The 18,224-nt window shown below is 67.2% G+C and carries 13 protein-coding genes and 1 tRNA gene; 6 read left to right on the forward strand and 8 right to left on the reverse strand.

Going from position 1 to position 18,224, the window contains the following annotated elements:
* Window positions 1–126: 126 nt before the first annotated feature.
* The gene (locus tag ACFTSA_RS11350) at window positions 127–2,754 is read left to right on the forward strand and encodes a trehalase-like domain-containing protein (RefSeq protein ID WP_377951361.1); all 2,628 of its coding nucleotides are present in this window, start codon (window positions 127–129) and stop codon (window positions 2,752–2,754) included.
* 2 nt (window positions 2,755–2,756) lie between these two features.
* Here the strand turns inward: ACFTSA_RS11350 and ACFTSA_RS11355 are convergent, their stop codons facing one another.
* From ACFTSA_RS11355 to ACFTSA_RS11370, 4 genes are all read right to left on the reverse strand, one after another.
* Window positions 2,757–3,878, reverse strand: a complete 1,122-nt coding sequence (locus tag ACFTSA_RS11355; RefSeq protein WP_377951362.1) for an FAD-dependent oxidoreductase — start codon at window positions 3,876–3,878, stop codon at window positions 2,757–2,759.
* Between the two features lie 65 nt (window positions 3,879–3,943).
* Window positions 3,944–4,870, reverse strand: a complete 927-nt coding sequence (locus ACFTSA_RS11360; protein WP_377951364.1) for an AEC family transporter — start codon at window positions 4,868–4,870, stop codon at window positions 3,944–3,946.
* 132 nt (window positions 4,871–5,002) lie between these two features.
* Window positions 5,003–5,431: an aspartate 1-decarboxylase gene (gene panD, locus ACFTSA_RS11365; RefSeq protein ID WP_331570838.1), complete on the reverse strand. Its 429-nt coding sequence runs from the start codon at window positions 5,429–5,431 to the stop codon at window positions 5,003–5,005.
* A gap of 57 nt (window positions 5,432–5,488) precedes the next feature.
* Window positions 5,489–6,475, reverse strand: coding sequence for a LysR substrate-binding domain-containing protein (locus ACFTSA_RS11370; protein ID WP_377951366.1), 987 nt, complete (start codon window positions 6,473–6,475; stop codon window positions 5,489–5,491).
* Window positions 6,476–6,633: 158 nt separating this feature from the next.
* On the opposite strand from ACFTSA_RS11370, the gene ACFTSA_RS11375 reads away from it, so the two are divergent.
* Window positions 6,634–8,094, forward strand: coding sequence for an amino acid permease (locus ACFTSA_RS11375; protein ID WP_377951367.1), 1,461 nt, complete (start codon window positions 6,634–6,636; stop codon window positions 8,092–8,094).
* A 412-nt stretch (window positions 8,095–8,506) separates the two neighbouring features.
* On the forward strand, window positions 8,507–12,031 hold the full coding sequence (locus ACFTSA_RS11380) for a bifunctional proline dehydrogenase/L-glutamate gamma-semialdehyde dehydrogenase (protein WP_377951368.1): 3,525 nt from the start codon (window positions 8,507–8,509) through the stop codon (window positions 12,029–12,031).
* A gap of 78 nt (window positions 12,032–12,109) precedes the next feature.
* On the opposite strand, the gene ACFTSA_RS11385 is transcribed toward ACFTSA_RS11380, so the two are convergent.
* Both ACFTSA_RS11385 and ACFTSA_RS11390 read right to left on the reverse strand, forming a co-directional pair.
* Entirely contained in the window at window positions 12,110–12,364 is a 255-nt protein-coding gene (locus tag ACFTSA_RS11385) for a hypothetical protein (RefSeq protein WP_377951369.1), read from the reverse strand.
* A 148-nt stretch (window positions 12,365–12,512) separates the two neighbouring features.
* Entirely contained in the window at window positions 12,513–13,367 is an 855-nt protein-coding gene (locus ACFTSA_RS11390) for a LysR family transcriptional regulator (RefSeq protein WP_377951370.1), read from the reverse strand.
* Between the two features lie 133 nt (window positions 13,368–13,500).
* Here ACFTSA_RS11390 and ACFTSA_RS11395 point away from each other — a divergent pair, with 133 nt between their 5' ends.
* Window positions 13,501–14,829, forward strand: coding sequence for an MFS transporter (locus tag ACFTSA_RS11395; protein ID WP_377951371.1), 1,329 nt, complete (start codon window positions 13,501–13,503; stop codon window positions 14,827–14,829).
* Window positions 14,830–14,859: 30 nt separating this feature from the next.
* Here the strand turns inward: ACFTSA_RS11395 and ACFTSA_RS11400 are convergent.
* Window positions 14,860–14,933, reverse strand: a tRNA-Gly gene (locus ACFTSA_RS11400).
* A gap of 243 nt (window positions 14,934–15,176) precedes the next feature.
* Here ACFTSA_RS11400 and ACFTSA_RS11405 point away from each other — a divergent pair.
* Window positions 15,177–15,623, forward strand: coding sequence for an SRPBCC family protein (locus ACFTSA_RS11405; protein ID WP_377951372.1), 447 nt, complete (start codon window positions 15,177–15,179; stop codon window positions 15,621–15,623).
* Window positions 15,624–15,722: 99 nt separating this feature from the next.
* On the opposite strand, the gene ACFTSA_RS11410 is transcribed toward ACFTSA_RS11405, so the two are convergent.
* Entirely contained in the window at window positions 15,723–17,531 is a 1,809-nt protein-coding gene (locus ACFTSA_RS11410) for a CAP domain-containing protein (RefSeq protein ID WP_377951373.1), read from the reverse strand.
* A gap of 106 nt (window positions 17,532–17,637) precedes the next feature.
* On the opposite strand from ACFTSA_RS11410, the gene dcd reads away from it, so the two are divergent.
* Window positions 17,638–18,213, forward strand: coding sequence for a dCTP deaminase (gene dcd, locus ACFTSA_RS11415; protein ID WP_003803277.1), 576 nt, complete (start codon window positions 17,638–17,640; stop codon window positions 18,211–18,213).
* The last annotated feature ends 11 nt before the right edge of the window (window positions 18,214–18,224 follow it).

Consider the following 18,224-nt stretch of genomic DNA (forward strand, 5'->3'; position numbering starts at 1 on the left):
GGTCGGCAGGGACAGGGTCCGCAAAGTAACACGAACGCAATAACCGGGATATTCAGGGGAAACGGCTGCGCCGGACACTTTAGGTGTCTAAGTCCGATTTGGGGATAATCCGAAGGATTGCCGCGCATGCCCACTCCGCTCAACCAGACGGTGGCCGATTCCGCGCTACTGACCAAATCCCTTCCGCTCGGCCTGCTGCGGGCCTTCGTTCAATCGGAGGCAGCCGACGACGGGCTTACGCCCCAGCTGCTCGCCGAACTGAAGATCCTGGCCCGGACACCGGGACTGCTCGTGGCCTGTAATTACGGCGGGACCCTGTGCGCCGCCGAGGGTATCTCCACGGAAACGCTGCCGCTGGGCAGCGCGGCCATCGCCCTCCGGGCCCTCGCTGCCCTGCCCAACACTCACGCCGCAGTCATCTCCGGACGGTCCCTGCGTGACCTCGCCGCCGTCTCCCGGCTTCCCGCCGAAGTCCACCTGGTGGGTTCGCACGGTGCGGAGTTCGACATGGGGTTCGCGCACGGACTGTCCCTCGCCACCGAGTCGGTGCTGCAGCAGGCCAACCAGGCCCTGCTCGAAGCGGTGGGTGCCTACAAGGGAATCAGCATCGAACGGAAGCCCGTCGCCGTCTCTGTCCACACCCGGTCCGCCGCCCCGGACGTCGTGGCCAGGTGTGCCAGGAAAGCGGAGGAGGTTGCCCGGGCCTTCGGGCTCTTCTTCATTGTGGACGGCTCCGTCCTGGACCTCTCCGTGCTGCAGCCCTCCAAAGCCGATGCCCTGGACCACCTGAGGGCCCGCCTGGGGGTGAGCGCCGCCTTGTACGCCGGGGATGCCGTGAGCGACGAACTGGCCATGGCCACACTCCGCGGCCCGGACATGGGGCTGTGGGTAGGGGACATGCCATCGGAGACCAAACACCGGCTGAAGGATCCGGAATCATTCGCACGCGTGCTCGGCATCCTCTTCGAGTTGCGCCGGGCATGGCTTTTCGGCGAGGACGCCGTCGGCCTGGAGCGGCACTCCATGATCGGGAACGGCTCCTCCACCGCGTTGGTGACGCCCGAGGCCAAGATCTGCTGGATGAGCCATCCCCTGCCGGACTCGGGCTCGCTTTTTGCCCACATCCTGGGCGGCGACGCCGCCGGGCACTTCTCGGTGGAACCCGTCAAGGCATCGCGGGTTCTTGGCCAGCGGTACGTGGACAGCACCATGATCGTGGAAACGCGGTGGGCGGACGTCACCGTGACCGATTATCTTGAGCCCGCCCCGGAAGGCATCACCAGCCTGGTCCGGGTGCTGTCAGGCACCGGGGCGGCCAGGATCGTCTTCGCACCGCGGCCGGACTACGCCAATGCGCCCTTCAGCATGGAGACCCGCGGCAGCGAGCTCCACGTCGTCGGCACCTCCGACCCCATCATCCTGCTGGCTCCGGACGTCACGTTTGCCATCACTTCCGACGGGCGGCACGCAACAGCCACCGCCGAGGTCAATCTGCAGCACGGGCCGGTGGTCCTGAACCTCAGGTGCGGCGATACGGAGCCCCGGCACGCTGACGGGACAGGTGAAGCGGACCGCAGGGCCGCCGTCGCGCATCATTCCCGGCGCTGGGTACAGGGCCTGAGCCTGCCGTCCGTCAAGCCGTCCCTCGTGCGGCGCTCGGCACTGGTGCTGCGCGCGCTGGTCCATGAGCCCACCGGCGCGGTGCTTGCGGCCCCCACGACGTCCCTTCCGGAGGGCATCGGCGGCACCCGCAACTGGGATTACCGCTACTGCTGGCTGCGCGACGGATCCATGACCGTCAATGCACTGGTGGACCTGGGATCAACGGTGGAGGCCGACGGTTTCCTCAGCTGGCTGACCGGGATCCTGGCGAACGCTCCCGGGCCGGAATGGCTGCATCCGCTGTATTCCGTCACCGGCGCCCCGCTTTCAACGGAGGCCATCATCGAGAGCCTCCCCGGATACGCGGGTTCGCGTCCCGTGCGGATCGGCAACGCCGCGGACCACCAGGTCCAGCTCGATGTTTTTGGCCCGATCGCGGAGCTGATCCACGGGTTGAGCGAGTCCCGGCATTCGCTGGCTGACGGGCACTGGGAGCTGCTGGTCCAGATGGCCAGCGCCGTGCTGGCGCGGTGGCACGAGCCGGACCACGGCATCTGGGAGGCGCGGCGTGCGCCGAGACACCATGTCTACACCAAGGTGATGTGCTGGGTGACCTTGGACCGCGCCCTGCGCACGGCCGCCAGGCACGGCCGCAGCCCCGACCCTGCCTGGGCGGACACGGCGGCCACCATCCGGGACGAGGTGCTACGTGAAGGATGGGACCACACCGCCGCGTCCTACACCGTCGCCTACGACAGCCCGGACCTCGACGCCGCGGTGCTGCACATCGGGCTCTCCGGCCTGCTCGACGTCAGCGACCAGCGGTTCCTCGACACCGTCACTGCCGTGGAGCGGGAACTGCGGGTTGGACCCACGGTTTTCCGGTACAGGTACGACGACGGCCTGCCGGGCCTCGAGGGCGGCTTCCACATCTGCACCACCTGGCTGATCGAGGCGTACGTGGCGGTGGGCCGGATCGCCGAGGCCTGGGACCTCTTCGACCAGCTGGTCAACCTGTTCGGGCCCACGGGGCTGCTTCCGGAGGAGTACGATCCGGGCACCGAGACGCACCTGGGGAACCACCCGCAGGCATATTCACACCTCGGGTTCATCCGCTGCGCGCGGCTCCTGGATAGGCACCAGCGGAGCTGAACCTAGGCGCGGGAAGCCGCGAAGATCGCCGGCACCGGGCCCCTGCCCGTGGCAAGGTCCGCGAGAATTCGGCCCACCACCGGCGTGAACTTGAAGCCGTGGCCGGCGAAGCCCGCCCCGATGATCACGGGGCCAATCCGGTCCAGCACGAAGTTGTGGTCAGGGGCGGTGGTGTAGGTGCAGCTGATGTCGGTCATGGCGTCGGCGTCCACGCCGGGCAGCCAGTCCCTCGCGTACTGCTGGAGGGCTGCACGCTGGCGCGGTTCGGGCAGGTAGGACCTCCGGTCCGGATCCACGACCGGCCCCACTCCGTGCCAGCCCGCCTTGATGCCCTCGCCGGGGGTCAGCATGCCGTACACGGGGGAGTAGAAACCCGCGTAGTCCCCGCCCTCGCCGGGGAAGTGGTTGAAGCCCGGCCAGGTGGCGCCGTCGTCGGTGATGCCGAAGTGGGCCGGCTGCTCCTGCGTGACTGTCAGGCGCGGGGTGGCGACTGAGCCAGCGAGCAGCTTGGAGGTCCAGCCGCCTGCGGTGACCACCGCCTGCCGGGCGGTGAGCACGTCCGTCCGTCCGCCGTCGTCCACGGTGAGCCGGACGCCGTCGTCGAGTATGTCCAGCCCCACAACCTTCACGCCATGCCGGATGTCCGCGCCGTTCCCGGCCGCGAGCCGCTGAAACGCCGGAAGGGCGGCCTCGGGGTTGAGCTGGCCGCCGTCGGGCATGTGGAGCACCTGCCGGTCGAAGCGGATGCCGCGCCAGCGTTCGCCGGCCTCGGCCAGCGGCACGAAGTCCGCCCGCAGGCCGGCGCCGTTCAGCGCCGCATGGATCTCGCCGAGGTGCGGGTCGGGACCGTGATTGACGACGCCGGTGCGCGCCAGCAGTTGCTCCCCGCTCTCGTCCTCGAGCTCGGCCCAGAGCTTCAGCGTTTCAGCCAGCATGGTGACGTACTCTGGCTCCGCGTAGGCAAGGCTCAGGTTCCGGGTTGCGCCGTGCGAGGCGCCCTTGTGGTGGCCGGGCGTGAACTGCTCAAGCAGGGTCACGCCGCGTCCGCGGGCAGCCAGCGCCCAGGCGGCAGCGGAACCCATGGCTCCGCCTCCGATGATCACCGTGTCCAGGGTGGTATTCAAGGTTCCTCCAATTCGGTCGGCAGCCGCGGAGCGGTCAGGGGTGGTGCTTTGGGGCGGGGCCGCAGTTATGCCAAAAGCAGGGCCACGAGGATCATCGCAGGCACGGCCACGATGGTGGTGATCAGGACGGTGTCCTTCGCCACCGTGAGCCCGGCCTTGTACCGGCTGGCGGCAACAAACACATTCTGTGCGGTGGGCAGGGCGGACGTGACCACGACGGCGAACAGGGCCGCACCATCCAGGCCGAGCGCGAAGCGCGCAAAGACATATGCAATGGCGGGGTGGACGAAGAGCTTGAAGCCGCTGGCCAGCAGGGCGTCGGTTCTCCGGCCGGCATCCGCCTGCAGAGGCCTCGATCCGTTCAGGCTCATGCCGAAGGCCATCAGCATGGCCGGAATTGCGGCGCCGCCGATCAGGTGGACGGGCTCCAGCAGCAGCGGCGGGACTTGAAACCCAGTTCCCGCGACCAGCAGCCCGAGGGCCGAACCGACGATCATGGGGTTTTTCAGGATCAGCATCACGAACCGGAGGGGCGTGGTCCGGTGCGAGCTGGTGGTGGCATCGAGGGCCATAAGGAACATCGGGGTGAAAAACGCCAGCTGGAAGATCAGCAGGGGAGCGACATGGCTGGCGTCGCCGAGGACGTAGACGGCGATCGGGATGCCCAGGTTGGCGGAGTTGGCCAGCGAGGCGCTCATGGACGACATCAGTGATTCCGGGACGCTGCGCTTCAGCAGGAACCTGACGATGATGAAAAACAGGGCAGCGGTGGCGACGGCACCGACTCCTGCCACCAGCAGGGGGGCGGCGAACACGTCACGGAGGCTCGCCCTGCTGAGTGTTTCGAAGAGCAACGCGGGGCTGGCCACGAAGAAGGTCAGCCCGCTCAGGACCTGGCGGGCGTTCTCGCCCAGGATCTTGCGCCTGCCCACGAACATGCCCACCAGAATGATGGACCAGACCACAAAAAAGCCTGCGAGGACGCCTAGCACGGGGTCGCCGTGGGGGACAGGCTTGGGCAGGGGGTGGCATCCACCATCCCAGCCTAATCAGATTTATTCAGCCGCGGTTCACGTTGTGGCAGGGATCTCGCTGTTGGCGGTTAGCCTGTCGCGGCGATGTTCTTAGCTCAGTGCGGCGTTGTTGAGTGCGAACGGCGGCCGCATTAGTCCCGGGGTGAGGCCTTCGGCCGGGTCATTGCCCAACTGGATGATGCGGTTGTCCTTGTCCACGTGGACAACCTTCGGCTCGTAGGCCTTGGCTTCCTCAGTCGTCATCTGCGCGTAGGTGATCAGAATGACGGTGTCGTTCTCGTGCACCAGGTGGGCTGCGGGGCCGTTGATCCCGATCACGCCGGAGCCGCGCTCGCCGGCGATGGTGTAGGTCTCGAGGCGGGCGCCGTTGGTGACATCCACAATGGCCACGAGCTCGCCGGGCAGGATGTCGGCAGCGTCGAGCAGGTCCAGGTCAACGGTGACCGACCCCACGTAGTGCAGGTCCGCATGCGTGACAGTGGCCCGGTGGATTTTGGACTTAAACATTGTGCGATTCATAACGTCAACAGTCTAACGCCGGGGTCAACGCTTGGCTGTGAGCCAGGGAACACCCCGCTACACAACTTCTCCGCCTGTTGTCGTGGTTCCGGGGGTTGCCGCGGGGGCGCCGGAGGCGTCCGCCCCGGTGTCGATTTCCTGGGCGGCCGCAATGGAGGCGGCGGTCGAGGCAAGGATCTCACGTGCCGCGAGGATGGCGGGCCGCTGCGCGCCGGAGCGCCGCACGGACGTGAAGACCGTCCGCCTCGGCTTGCCGGGAAGATCCAGCAGCTTCGCCGTCGTGCCTCGGCCGGTCCACACCAGATCCGGCATCAGGGCTACGGCGTTTCCGGACTCAATCAGGCGGATCTGGGCCTGGAGGTCTGCCGTTTCAAAACGGACGTCCGGCTCGAAGCCTGCACTTCTGCAGGCCTGCTCGGCCCAGTGCCGCGACGCCGCACCGCGCGGTTCCATCACCCAGGGCATCTCGGCCGTGTCCGCGAGTGACTCGACTGTCGCCCTGGCCGGCGCGGGGGGCGGGACTGCGAGGCGGATGGCGTCCCCGGTGAGGCGTACACGGTCCAGCTCGGGGTAGCGCGGCGCCGCGTGGCCGGGGTACTGCTCGGCGATGACCAGGTCGAAGTCGCGCGCCCACGTCTCATGCAGCGCCGTCTCCGGCTCGCGCTGCGTCATCTCGATCCGGACCTCGGGGTACGTCGCGGCGAGGCGGGTCAGTGCGTCAGGCATCAGCGCCAGTGCTGCGGACTGGAAGACGGCGATCCGCACCGTGCCGGAGACGGTGGTCAGTGATGCTGCCAGATCCGCTTCGGCCTGCTCCAGGGTTTCCAGCAGGTGCGCTGTATGTGCCACCAGAACCTCGGCCTGCGGGGTGAGCTGCACGCGGCGCCCGGTTTTCCTGAGCAGTTCCACCCCAACTTCCTTCTCAAGCAGGGCCAATTGTTGGGAAACTGAGGAGGGACTGTACTGCAGGGCTGCTGCCACCTCGGCGAGCGTGCCCCGGATCTTCAGCTCGCGGAGCAGCCTCAACCGGCGGACATCAAGCATGGACTGTTCCCTTGGATTGCACAAATGAATAGTTGGACTAACGAATACTGGTTAGAAGTATGCACTTTATCTAATGCAACACGCCTTGCATACTAAACAGATTGAGTTACCCCCATCACAGGGCGAAATGATGGGGCCGCACCTACGCAGGAGTCCCGATGAGTACAACAGATCCTTCACAGTCAATCCTGAGGCGCAAGCCCATAGACGACATCGAAGTAGAGAACAAGCACAGCGGCCTATTCAAGTCCCTCGGGCTGTGGCAGCTGACCGCCATCGGCGTCGGCGGCATCATCGGCGTCGGCATCTTTTCGCTGGCAGGCCTTGTGGCGCACGGCAGTGCGGACACGCCCGGCGTCGGACCCGCGGTGCTGATTTCCTTCCTGATCGCCGGCCTGGCCTCGGCTGCCGCCGCGCTGTCCTACGCGGAGTTCGCGGGCATGATTCCGCGTGCCGGCTCGGCGTACACCTACGGCTACGTGGCCCTGGGCGAAATCATCGGCTGGTTCATCGGCTGGGACCTGCTACTGGAATACATCGCCATCGTGGCTGTGGTGGCCATCGGCATCTCAGGGTATTTTGATGCCTTCCTGGCCGGCATCGGGATCCACATGCCCGCGTGGATGACGTCCACTGTGGATGAGGGCAAGGGCGGCATCATCAACATCCCGGCCATTCTTGTCTGCCTCCTGGTTACCTGGATCCTCTCCCGCGGCACCAAGACCTTCGGCCGGTTTGAACTGATCGCCGTGGCCATCAAGGTTGTCCTGATCCTGTTCATCATCGGGCTGGGCGTCTTCTACATCAACACCCAGAACTTCACCCCGTTCATGCCCAGCGGCTTCGGACCCGTCGTGGCCGGCTCGGCCACCGTGTTCTTCGCCGTGTTCGGTTACGACGCCATGAGTACCGCGGCGGAAGAGGCAACCGACGGCAAGAAGCACATGCCCAAGGCCATCGTCCTGTCCCTCATCATCGCCATGCTGCTCTACGTTGCCGCCACCCTCGTGCTCACCGGCATGCAGAACTACAAGGACATCGATCCTGCCGCCGGCTTCGCTTCGGCGTTCCAGGGCGTCGGCCTTCCCGTCATCGCCACCATCATCTCTGTATTCGCCGTGCTGTCCATCCTCACCGTGATGCTCACCTTCCTCCTCGGCGTCACCCGGGTGTGGTTCTCCATGAGCCGCGACGGCCTCCTTCCCGGCTGGTTCTCGAAGACCGACCGGCACGGAACCCCGCAGCGCGTGACGTGGATCGGCGGTATTGCCTCGGCGCTTCTGGCCGGCGTGTTCCCCATCAAGGCTGTCGCCGACCTCACCAACATCGGCATCCTCGCCGCGTTCGTGGTGGTGTGCGTTTCCGTGATCATCTTCCGCTACACCAAGCCGGAGGCGCCGCGGACCTTCCGCCTGCCGCTGATGCCGGCGGTCCCCGCCTTCGGTGTCCTGGCTTCCGCCTTCCTGATGTTTCAGCTGCACTGGGAGACCTGGCTGCGCTTCGTCATCTGGCTCGTGATCGGACTGGTGATCTACTTCGGCTACGGCAAGCGGCACTCCCTCATGAACCCGAACAGCCCGCGGCACAACGAGGCTGTGGAGATGCACACGCCCGTGTAGCCCCCGCCTTTGGCGCCGTGCCGGCAAACCCTCCCGCACCTGTCAGGTGCGGGAGGGTTTGCCTTTAAGCGACGAAAGCTGATCGAGCGTTTGGGAAAAGGCGGCAGGATCTGATCGAGCGTTTGGGAAAAGGCGGCAGGATCTGATCGAGCGTTTGGGATATGCAACGCGCGATCACTTGTTGGAGGGATTCCCGCGACGCTTCCTCACGTCCTGCAGGGATTTCCCAAACCCTTCCCCACGTCGTCGCGCCGGCGGCGAAGCGGCGCCGATCCAGGGTGTCGGGCGGCAATACAGAACGATCGGTATTTCTAACGTGTATTGCTCAGGAAAGATCGCTTTATCTTAAGGGATGCGAGGCTCATACTGATGAATAAGACGATCACATCGCACTGAAAGAACGAGGAAAGCCATGACCAACACCGCAACGGATCACCGCGTGCAGGCAGGCAAGGGCGCCACTGTATCCGGCGCCGTCGCCACCCCCTCGGCAGGGTCCGACGTCGCCGAAGCGACCGCTCTGGCCACCGACGCAATTGCCCTCGTCCGCCGCTGGCTGACCGAAGCCAGCAAGGTTCCCGTGGACGCCTCCGCCGAGCAGCTCGCCGGCGTCCTCAAGGACCCGAACGGCCTGGACTTCACCGTGGGCTTCGTCGACGGCGTGGTCCGCCCCGAGGACCTCCACGTCGCCGCCCGCAACCTTGCCGCCCTCGCCCCGAAGGTTCCCGCCTTCCTGCCCTGGTACATGCGCAGCGCTGTCCAGGTGGGCGGCCGCATGGCCCCGGTCCTGCCGCAGGTTGTCATCCCCGTGGCCCGCAAGGTCCTCCGCGAAATGGTGGGCCACCTCATCGTCGACGCCACCGACTCCAAGCTCGGCCCGGCCATCGCCAAGATCCGCAAGGACGGCATCAAGCTCAACGTGAACCTCCTCGGCGAGGCCGTGCTCGGCGAGCACGAGGCCTCCCGCCGGCTCGAGGGAACCCACACGCTGCTGGCCCGCCCGGACGTGGACTACGTCTCCATCAAGGTGTCCTCCACCGTGGCCCCGCACTCCGCGTGGGCCTTCGACGAGGCCGTGGAGCACGTCGTCGAAAAGCTCACCCCGCTGTTCGCCCGAGCCGCTTCCTTCCCCAAGCCCAAGTTCATCAACCTGGACATGGAGGAGTACAAGGACCTGGACATGACCATCGCGGTCTTCACCCGGATCCTGGACAAGCCCGAGTTCAGGAACCTGGAAGCCGGTATTGTGCTCCAGGCCTACCTCCCGGACGCCCTCGCCGCCATGATCCGGCTGCAGGAGTGGGCAGCCGCCCGCCGCGCTGATGGCGGCGCGGCCATCAAGGTCCGGGTGGTCAAGGGCGCCAACCTCCCCATGGAGCAGGTGGAAGCCTCGCTGCACGACTGGCCGCTGGCCACCTGGGGCACCAAGCTCGACTCGGACATCAACTACAAGCGCGTCATCAACTACGCGCTGCACCCGGACCGGATCGGCAACATCCGCATCGGCGTCGCCGGCCACAACCTGTTCGACATCGCCTTCGCCTGGCTGCTGGCCAAGCAGCGCGGCGTCGAGTCGGGCATCGAGTTCGAGATGCTGCTCGGCATGGCACAGGGCCAGGCCGAGGCCGTCAAGAAGGACGTCGGCTCCCTGCTGCTCTACACACCCGTGGTGCACCCGGCCGAGTTCGATGTCGCCATCGCCTACCTGATCCGCCGCCTCGAAGAGGGCGCCAGCCAGGAAAACTTCATGTCCGCCGTCTTCGAGCTTAGTGAGAACGAAACGCTGTTCGAGCGTGAAAAGCAGCGCTTCCTGTCCTCCCTGGAAGAGCTCGACGACGAGGTCCCGGCGCCCAACCGCCTGCAGAACCGCAACCACCCGGCAGAGCCGATGCCCCGCACCGGCTTCCGGAACACCCCGGACACCGACCCGTCCCTGCCCGCCAACCGCGACTGGGGCCGGGCCATCCTGGACCGGGTCCCGGCGTCGACCCTGGGCAATGCCTCCGTTGAAGCCGCCACCATCACGGATGCGGACACCCTCAACACCGTGATCGCCACCGCCGTCGAAAAGGGCAAGGCGTGGGGTGCGCTGTCCGGCGCCGAGCGTGCCGAGATCCTGCACCGCGCCGGCGACGTTCTCGAGTCCCGCCGTGCGGACCTGCTCGAGGTCATGGCCAGCGAGACCGGCAAGACCATCGACCAGGGCGATCCCGAGGTCAGTGAGGCAGTGGACTTCGCCCATTACTACGCCGAGTCCGCCCGCAAGCTGGACCAGGTCGACGGCGCCACGTTCGTTCCGGCGAAGCTCACCGTCGTCACGCCGCCGTGGAACTTCCCGGTGGCCATCCCCGCCGGCTCCACGCTTGCGGCACTCGCCGCCGGCTCGGCCGTCGTGATCAAGCCTGCCAAGCAGGCCCGCCGCAGCGGCGCCGTGATGATCGAGGCACTGTGGGAGGCCGGCGTCCCGCGCGACGTGCTCACCATGGTGCAGCTGGGTGAACGCGAGCTCGGCCAGCAGCTGATCTCCCACCCTGCCGTGGACCGCGTCATCCTGACCGGCGGCTACGAGACCGCCGAACTGTTCCGCTCGTTCCGCAAGGACCTGCCGCTGCTGGCCGAAACCAGCGGCAAGAACGCCATCATCGTCACCCCCAGCGCGGACCTGGACCTCGCAGCGAAGGATGTTGCCTACTCCGCCTTCGGCCACGCAGGCCAGAAGTGCTCCGCCGCCTCGCTGGTGATCCTGGTGGGGTCCGTGGCCACCTCGAAGCGGTTCCACAACCAGCTGATCGACGCGGTGACCTCGCTGAAGGTGGGCTACCCGCAGGACCCCACCAGCCAGATGGGCCCGATCATTGAGCCGGCCAAGGGCAAGCTGCTCAACGCGCTGACCACCCTCGGCGACGGCGAGAACTGGGCCGTCGAGCCCCGCAAGCTCGATGACACCGGCCGGCTCTGGAGCCCGGGCGTGCGCTACGGCGTCAAGCGCGGATCCTACTTCCACCTCACCGAGTTCTTCGGTCCCGTCCTCGGCGTCATGACCGCGGACACCCTGGAGGAGGCCATCGCCATCCAGAACCAGATCGAGTACGGCCTGACCGCCGGCCTGCACTCGCTCAACACCGATGAGCTGGGAGTGTGGCTGGACACCATCCAGGCCGGCAACCTGTACATCAACCGCGGCATCACCGGCGCCATCGTGCAGCGGCAGCCGTTCGGCGGCTGGAAGAAGTCGGCGGTTGGCGCCGGCACCAAGGCGGGCGGCCCCAACTACCTCGCCGGCCTCGGCGACTGGACCAGCACCGAGAGCACCCAGGGTGCCGCGGCGGGCATCGCGAACCGCAGGGTGCAGCGGCTCCTGGACGCCGTCAAGGGTGAACTCAGCGCTTCCGACACCGAGGCCCTGCAGCGGGCGCTGGGCTCGGACGCCCTCGCCTGGGCGGACGAATTCGGCACCGCCAAGGACGTCTCCAACCTCAGCGCCGAGCGGAACATCTTCCGCTACCGTGCACTGCCGGTCACCGTGCGGTTGTCCGACGGCGAATCCCTCCGCGCCCTCGTCCGGACAGTAGCCGCCGGCGTACTTGCCGGCGCCCCCGTTACCGTTTCGTCCGGCGTCGAACTTCCCGCCCAGCTGCGTGCGGTGCTCACCGGACTGGACATCCCCGTGACGGTGGAGGACGACGCCGCGTGGCTGGCATCCGCGGGCCGTCTCGCCGCGGCGGACAACCTGTCCGGCGGACGCATCCGCCTGATCGGCGGCTCCGCAGCCGACCTGGCCGAAGCGACCGGCGGCCGTCCGGATCTGGCCATCTACGCCCACGAGGTGACGGAGGCCGGCCGCATCGAAATGCTGCCGTTCCTGCACGAGCAGGCCGTCAGCATCACGGCCCACCGGTTCGGCACGCCGAACCACCTCTCCGACTCGCTGATCTAGGGGAGTCGCCCTCACAAGGCAAAGAGAACGGGCGGGCACCCCAGAAGGTGCCCGCCCGTTCTCTTTGCGTGTTGCTGCTTAACCCAGATACCAGCCCGGTGGAGCCCACGATGCCGGGACGCTGTGCGCGGAAAAGTCCTCGCATCGCGTGCAGGTGTAGGCGACTTCGCCCAGCTTCCGGACGGTGCCGTCCTGGCGGTGCTTGGCCGGCACGAAGGACTCCAGATAAATGAACTCGTCTGTTCCGCACTTTTCGCAGTTCGGCTGGCCGACATATTCGGCATCCGCGGTCATCGAGTGGCGGGTATAGCGGGGGTTTGCGGCTGTGGTCACGGCGTACCTATCCCGAACAAGGCGGGCTTCGTTGCCAAGCAATGTTCGTCTTCGAAACCTGTGTGTTGACAGCCGCTGCATGACCGCAACAGTCACAGCATAAGCCAGCTGCGAACGGTTATCAATCATTTTTCCGGCTTCGGCCCTGCTACGCCGGCTTTTTGAGGGTCCTTCCCATAATGGCCTGGGTCAGGGCGTCGATGACCTCGGCGTTCGCCAGCGGGTTCCTGATCAGCGTGAAATCGACGTCCCCCACAGGCGGCAGCTCGAAGCGGCGGGTGATGATTTTCAGGTCTTCCGGCACCAGCGAGGACGGCATCACGGCCACCCCGATGCCGGCGCGGACGGCCGCCAGCACGCCGCTGATCTGCTTGGTGGTGCAGGTGATGCGCCACGTCCTGCCCACGGATTCGAGCGCATCGATGGCAAGCTTGCGGCTCAGGCTGGGCGCCGGGTACGCGATCAGCGGCACCGGATGGCCCGGCTCCAGGGCAGTCTGTTCGAGGCCCACCCAGGAAAAGGTGTCGTGCTGGACCACGGTGCCGTCCTTGGCCCCGTCCACCCACTTCACGAAGACGAGGTCCAGCTGGCCGGAATTCAGGCGCTTGTACAGCTGGTCACTCTGACCGACCGTGAGCTCGAGGTTGATCTGCGGGTAGATCTGCCGGAACTCGCGCAGGATCCGCGGCAGGCCGGTGATGGCGAGGTCGTCCGCCGTGCCGAAGCGCAGGCGCCCCCGCATGGCCGAGCCGGAAAAGTAGCGGGCGGCGGCGTCGTGGGCGGCGAGGATGCTGCGGGCGAACCCCGCCATCGCATCGCCGTTGTCCGTCAGGCTGACGTCCCTTGTGTCACGGCTGATGAGCGTCCGTTTGGCGGCGGCCTCGAGCTTGCGCACGTGCTGGCTGACCGTCGGCTGGGCCAGACCCAGGCGCTCTGCCGCCTTGGTGAAGCTCAGCGTTTCGGCCACGGCGAGGAACGATCGGAGCTGGGCCGGTTCGAACATGCGTCCTCCTCGACGGCGGGGGTCATTACGCTTGGCAATGCGAGTTATAGGAGCAATAGTCTTCCACAATCAGAAGTGCGCGCCATAGCGTTGAGGGCATCCCCCATCGGACCGCTCAGCTGAGGAAACTCCTGTGACACCCCCGCCGCCGCCACTGGCCACCGTTACCCAGCCCGTCGCCGTCGTCAGTGAACGCCTGCCCTGGCGTCACACCTTCATTTCACTCCGGGTCCCCAACTTCCGGCTTTTCGCCACGGGCCACTTTATTGCCGTCATCGCCATCTGGATGCAGCGCATCGCCCAGGACTGGCTGGTGCTCCAGCTCTCCGGATCCGTCACCGCAGTCGGCTTCACCGTGGCGCTGCAGTTCCTGCCGTCACTGCTGCTCGGTCCGTGGGGCGGGATGGTCGCGGACAGGTTCTCCAAGCGCAAAATCCTCATCGTGTGCCAGTCCGCCGCGGCTGTCCTGGCCGCTGCGCTCGCCGCCCTGTCGCTCACCGGGCGGATCGAGGTCTGGCACGTCTACGCCATAGCACTGGTGCTCGGCCTGGTCACCGTGCTGGACCAGCCCGCCCGGCAGGTGTTCGTCCACGAGCTGGTGGGCCCCCGCTACCTGCGCAACGCCATCAGCGTGAACTCCACGACGTTCCAGCTGGGCGGGCTGATCGGTCCGGCGATCGCGGGGGTGCTGCTGACCGCCGTTGGCGCAGGCTGGGCCTTCGCCGCCAACGCGGCGGCCTGCTGTTCCACCGTGGCCATGCTCCTGCTGCTGCGCCGGGACGAGCTGTTAGTCAGCGCGCCGGCGCCCAAGTCCAAGGGCATGCTGCGGGAGGGGCTGCGGTACGCGCTCAGCAAGCCCACCATCTACTGGCCGTGGCTCATGGTGGGCTTCATCTCGGTGTTCGCCATGAGCCTGCCGGTGCTGCTCGCCGCCTTCGCGGACCGGGTGTACGGCATCGGCGCCGGCGGTTACGGCATGTTGAATGCGCTGGTGGCGCTCGGGGCGCTGACCGGGGCGGTCGCCTCCACCCGGCGCCGGCAGCTCCGGCTGCGGTCGGTGGTCCTGGCAGCCGGCATGTACGGCCTGATGCTGTGCCTGTCCGCCGCCGTCCCCACCCTGCCGCTCTTCGGCGCCGCGCTGGTGCTGTCAGGGTTCTGGTGCCTGATGTTCCTCACCGCGTCCAACCAGCTGGTGCAGACCAGCTCCAACATGGGCATCCGGGGCCGCGTGATGAGCCTCTACATCATGGTGCTGATCGGCGGCCAGGCCCTCGGCGGACCCATGATCGGTTTCATTGCCGAACACGTTGATCCGCACGCCGGGCTGCTGGTGGCCGGCGGGGTGCCGGCGCTCGCCGCGGCGACTGTCGCCGTCGTGCTTGCCCGCAAAGGTGAGCTGACGCTCAAGGTGGACCTGCGGAACCGGCGGGGAGTGCTGCGGGTGGTGCGCCGGGCGGTCTAGGACCGGCATCCGCGCATTCGGGGGTGGGATTGGAGCGGCTGACGGGAATCGAACCCGCGTATCAAGCTTGGGAAGCTAGCGCTCTACCATTGAGCTACAGCCGCAGTCGCACCGGAAACTGTCCGGGGCAGAACCCAGCATAGCGCAGTTGTACCGTGACGCCGGCCATCCGGATCCCGAGCCCGCGCGCGTCGGAACACCGGGCAGAAAGGGCTCCCGTAACTGTTCGGTAAAGGCCCGGGCGGTGCGCGGCCGCGGGCCGGAGCAGGTGATTATCCTGAATCTCGTTAGCTGCAGGTAGGGGAACGGGCTACGCAAGGCAGGCCCGACGTCGGAAAAGGATCCCCATGGCAGGTGCAGAACACGAGGTCCTCGTTGCGCGCGACGCCATGACGGTCTGGTCCTTCCTCTTGGACGGCGCGAATCTGCCCAGATGGCAGGCCGACGTCCGGAGCGTGGGGCTCAGTTCGGGCAGCGCCGGCTGCGTGGGGGCCAGGTACCAGGTCACCGTAGACGGGCCCCATGGCCGCCCGGTGGCCCGGGATTACGAGATCACCCATGCCCGGCCCGGCGCCGAAATCCAGTTCCAGGTGGTGGGCGGCCCGTCCCTCCTGCGCGGCGGTTTTTACCTCAGCACCGAGACCGCCGGAACCCGGGTGCGGTTCGCGCTGGAGGCGCCGGCGCTTGGCTTCTGGAGCTTCCTCCGCCCGGCATACCGGCGCCGGCTCCGCGCGGCCGTGGGGCATCTCGCGAAGCTCCCCGCCGTTATCGAAGAACGCACGACGGCGGACTGAGGCTCCCCCTCTTCCGCTGGAGTTTTCGTCCATTTGTCGCGAGTTAAAGGGCCCTTAACTCGCGATATGTGGACAAAAACTCCAGGTTTTAGTGCTTTATTACTGGGCCAACTGCTGGCCCGCCCATGTGCCGGGGATGGCCGACGGCGGCGACAGGACTCCCGCGTCGAGGTTCCAGTACTGCACGGGGCCGGCTTGCCCGGTCCGCTGCAGGACGAGGCCGGTGGAGTACGCGCCGGTGACTCCGTGCAGTGCACGGACGGCTGTCACGTCGCCCCAGCCGCTGGCGACCAGCGTCCGGGCTTCCGCCTTGGGTGACGGACCGCCGGAACCCCGGTACAACAGAACATTGCCGTCGCCTTGGCGTGCCAGCAGGTCCTGGAAGCCGTCGCCGTCGTAATCCGCCATGGCGAGCCGGGTGGCGTCGACACCGGAGGCGATGAGGGTCCGCTGGACGAGGTCGCCGGTGCCCCGGTTAGGGTAGAGCCAGAGGTTTGAGTCGGAGTCGAGCGCCAGCAGCTCGGGGAGCCGGTTGGTGGAACACCATCCGCCGACTGCCAGCGTCATGCCCGCCCAGCCGGACTGTCCCAGTGTGACCGGCGGCAGGAACCCGCCCGCCAGCTGCCCCGGATACAGGGTGAGGCGGCCGTCGGACCATTGCACCAGGACGTCGTAAACTCCGTCCCGGTCCCAGTCGGTGACGAAAACCTGCCGGGCGGCCGCGAAGCCGGAGCCGATGGTTTCGGGCGGGCCGAACTGTCCGGCGCCCAATGCGGGCCGGTTGATGAGCTGCCCTGCTGAGTCCAACGACACGATGTCGCCGGCGCTCCGGATGGCGGCCGTCGCGAGGTCGAACGTGGGCGGCATGTGTTTCACCAGGGGCTCGCACACGTCGGTCGGCTGCACGGGAACCGAGGTGCTGCCACCCGGAGTGGCCGTGGTGCCGGCGGGCAGGGCTGTGTAGCCGAAGAAGTCCACCACGCCCCACATGGTGTAGCGGTTGGGTGCGGTCTGCCAGTTGCCGTCGGTGAAGGTGATGCCGATGCCGACGACGTTGAACCGGGGGTCCGTGAGGATGGCATTGTGCGACGGCGAGTTCTTCCACCACTCGACGAGCTGTGCGGCGTCGCGGTCCCAGCGGACGGCAATGACCTCGCCTGCGCCGTTGGTGGGACTCAGGGCGCGGGCGTCTGTCCAGAAGTTGGCCCGGTGTTCAATGACCTCGCGGGAGGCAATGCTGTCCGACCATTCCTGCGCCATGCCGGCAACCGTTGCGTGGTACCTGACGGCAGGCAGGCCCAAGGAGGCCCTGTAGGTGTTGATCGCGGTGAAGACGGCGGCCACCTGGGCGGCGTTGCTGTCCGGCACCAGCGCCTGCGGCGTCAGCAGGCCCTTCGCGGCGGCGCCCTGGTCCGTCCGCGCCGTGTCTTTCGGTGCGGCGTCTTGCGGCGCGACGAAGGCATCGGCGGGTGCCGAGAGCGGCGGAATGGAGGCCGGCTCCGGCGGGCCCTCTGCAGCTGGGCTGGCGGTCCGGGCCGGAGCGGGCTGCGCGGGCGCGGGCTGCGTGGCGGGGCTTGGAGGGGCGGGCTCTTCCCGGGCGGTCGCGGGCGCCGGGGCGGCAGTGGCCGCCGTCGTCTCCGCGGGTGTTTCAGTGTGCGGTGCGGGGTCAGCAGCTCCGGTGAGTGGAAGCCGTGGTGGGAGTGCCGCGGTAGCCGGTCCGCCGCCGTCGGGCGTTGCCGCAGACGGCGCAGCGGCTGCATCGGGTGCGGCGGCAGTGGCGCCCGGCATGGCGGCGGGCGTCGCGGAACTTCCGGCGCTTGCCACGGTTGGCAGGCCACTTGCCGCGGGCGTGGCCAGCGCGAGGGCGCAGGCGAGTGCAACAGCGGCCTTGGCCGCAATCCTGTTCAAAATATCCCCAGCTCTACTTCTGGCCGTGTGACGTGAGACCGCCAGCCTGATTGTTCACGCAACACTAGCGGCAGGGCAGGGGAGCAGCAATGGTATTTTTGAGGGTGTGCTGATCTCTGACCGCGACATTCGTGCCGAAATTGATTCCGAACGGATCGTCCTCGATCCGTACGAAGCCGCGATGGTCCAGCCGTCCTCGGTGGATGTCCGGATTGACCGTTATTTCCGGCTGTTCGACAACCACAAATACGCCCATATCGACCCCGCTGAAGAGCAGCCCGAGCTGACCCGGCTGGTGGAGGTGGAGGAGGGCGAGCCGTTCATCCTGCACCCCGGCGAGTTCGTGCTCGGCTCAACCTACGAAACCGTCACGCTGCCGGACGACATTGCCGCGCGTCTTGAGGGCAAGTCCTCGCTTGGCCGCCTCGGCCTGCTGACGCATTCAACGGCCGGCTTCATCGACCCCGGGTTCTCCGGGCACGTCACGCTGGAGCTGTCCAACATGGCCACGCTGCCCATCAAGCTCTGGCCCGGCATGAAGATCGGCCAGCTCTGCTTCTTCCGGCTGACGTCCGCCGCCGAGTTCCCGTACGGCTCCGGCGAGTACGGCAACCGCTACCAGGGCCAGCGCGGACCCACCGCCAGCCGCAGCCACCTGAACTTCCACCGCACCGACATTTAGCGCGGCCTTTT

Source organism: Arthrobacter sp. NPDC057013, assembly GCF_042674585.1.
In the GTDB taxonomy this organism is placed as follows: Bacteria; Actinomycetota; Actinomycetes; order Actinomycetales; family Micrococcaceae; genus Arthrobacter.

Excerpts from the sequence above, each read along its gene's own strand:
- ACFTSA_RS11350 (WP_377951361.1), top strand. The coding sequence starts at position 127 with ATGCCCACTCCGCTCAACCAGACGGTGGCCGATTCCGCGCTACTGACC.
- panD (WP_331570838.1), bottom strand. The coding sequence starts at position 5,431 with ATGAATCGCACAATGTTTAAGTCCAAAATCCACCGGGCCACTGTCACG.
- ACFTSA_RS11370 (WP_377951366.1), bottom strand. The coding sequence starts at position 6,475 with ATGCTTGATGTCCGCCGGTTGAGGCTGCTCCGCGAGCTGAAGATCCGG.
- ACFTSA_RS11375 (WP_377951367.1), top strand. The coding sequence starts at position 6,634 with ATGAGTACAACAGATCCTTCACAGTCAATCCTGAGGCGCAAGCCCATA.
- ACFTSA_RS11380 (WP_377951368.1), top strand. The coding sequence starts at position 8,507 with ATGACCAACACCGCAACGGATCACCGCGTGCAGGCAGGCAAGGGCGCC.
- ACFTSA_RS11390 (WP_377951370.1), bottom strand. The coding sequence starts at position 13,367 with ATGTTCGAACCGGCCCAGCTCCGATCGTTCCTCGCCGTGGCCGAAACG.
- ACFTSA_RS11405 (WP_377951372.1), top strand. The coding sequence starts at position 15,177 with ATGGCAGGTGCAGAACACGAGGTCCTCGTTGCGCGCGACGCCATGACG.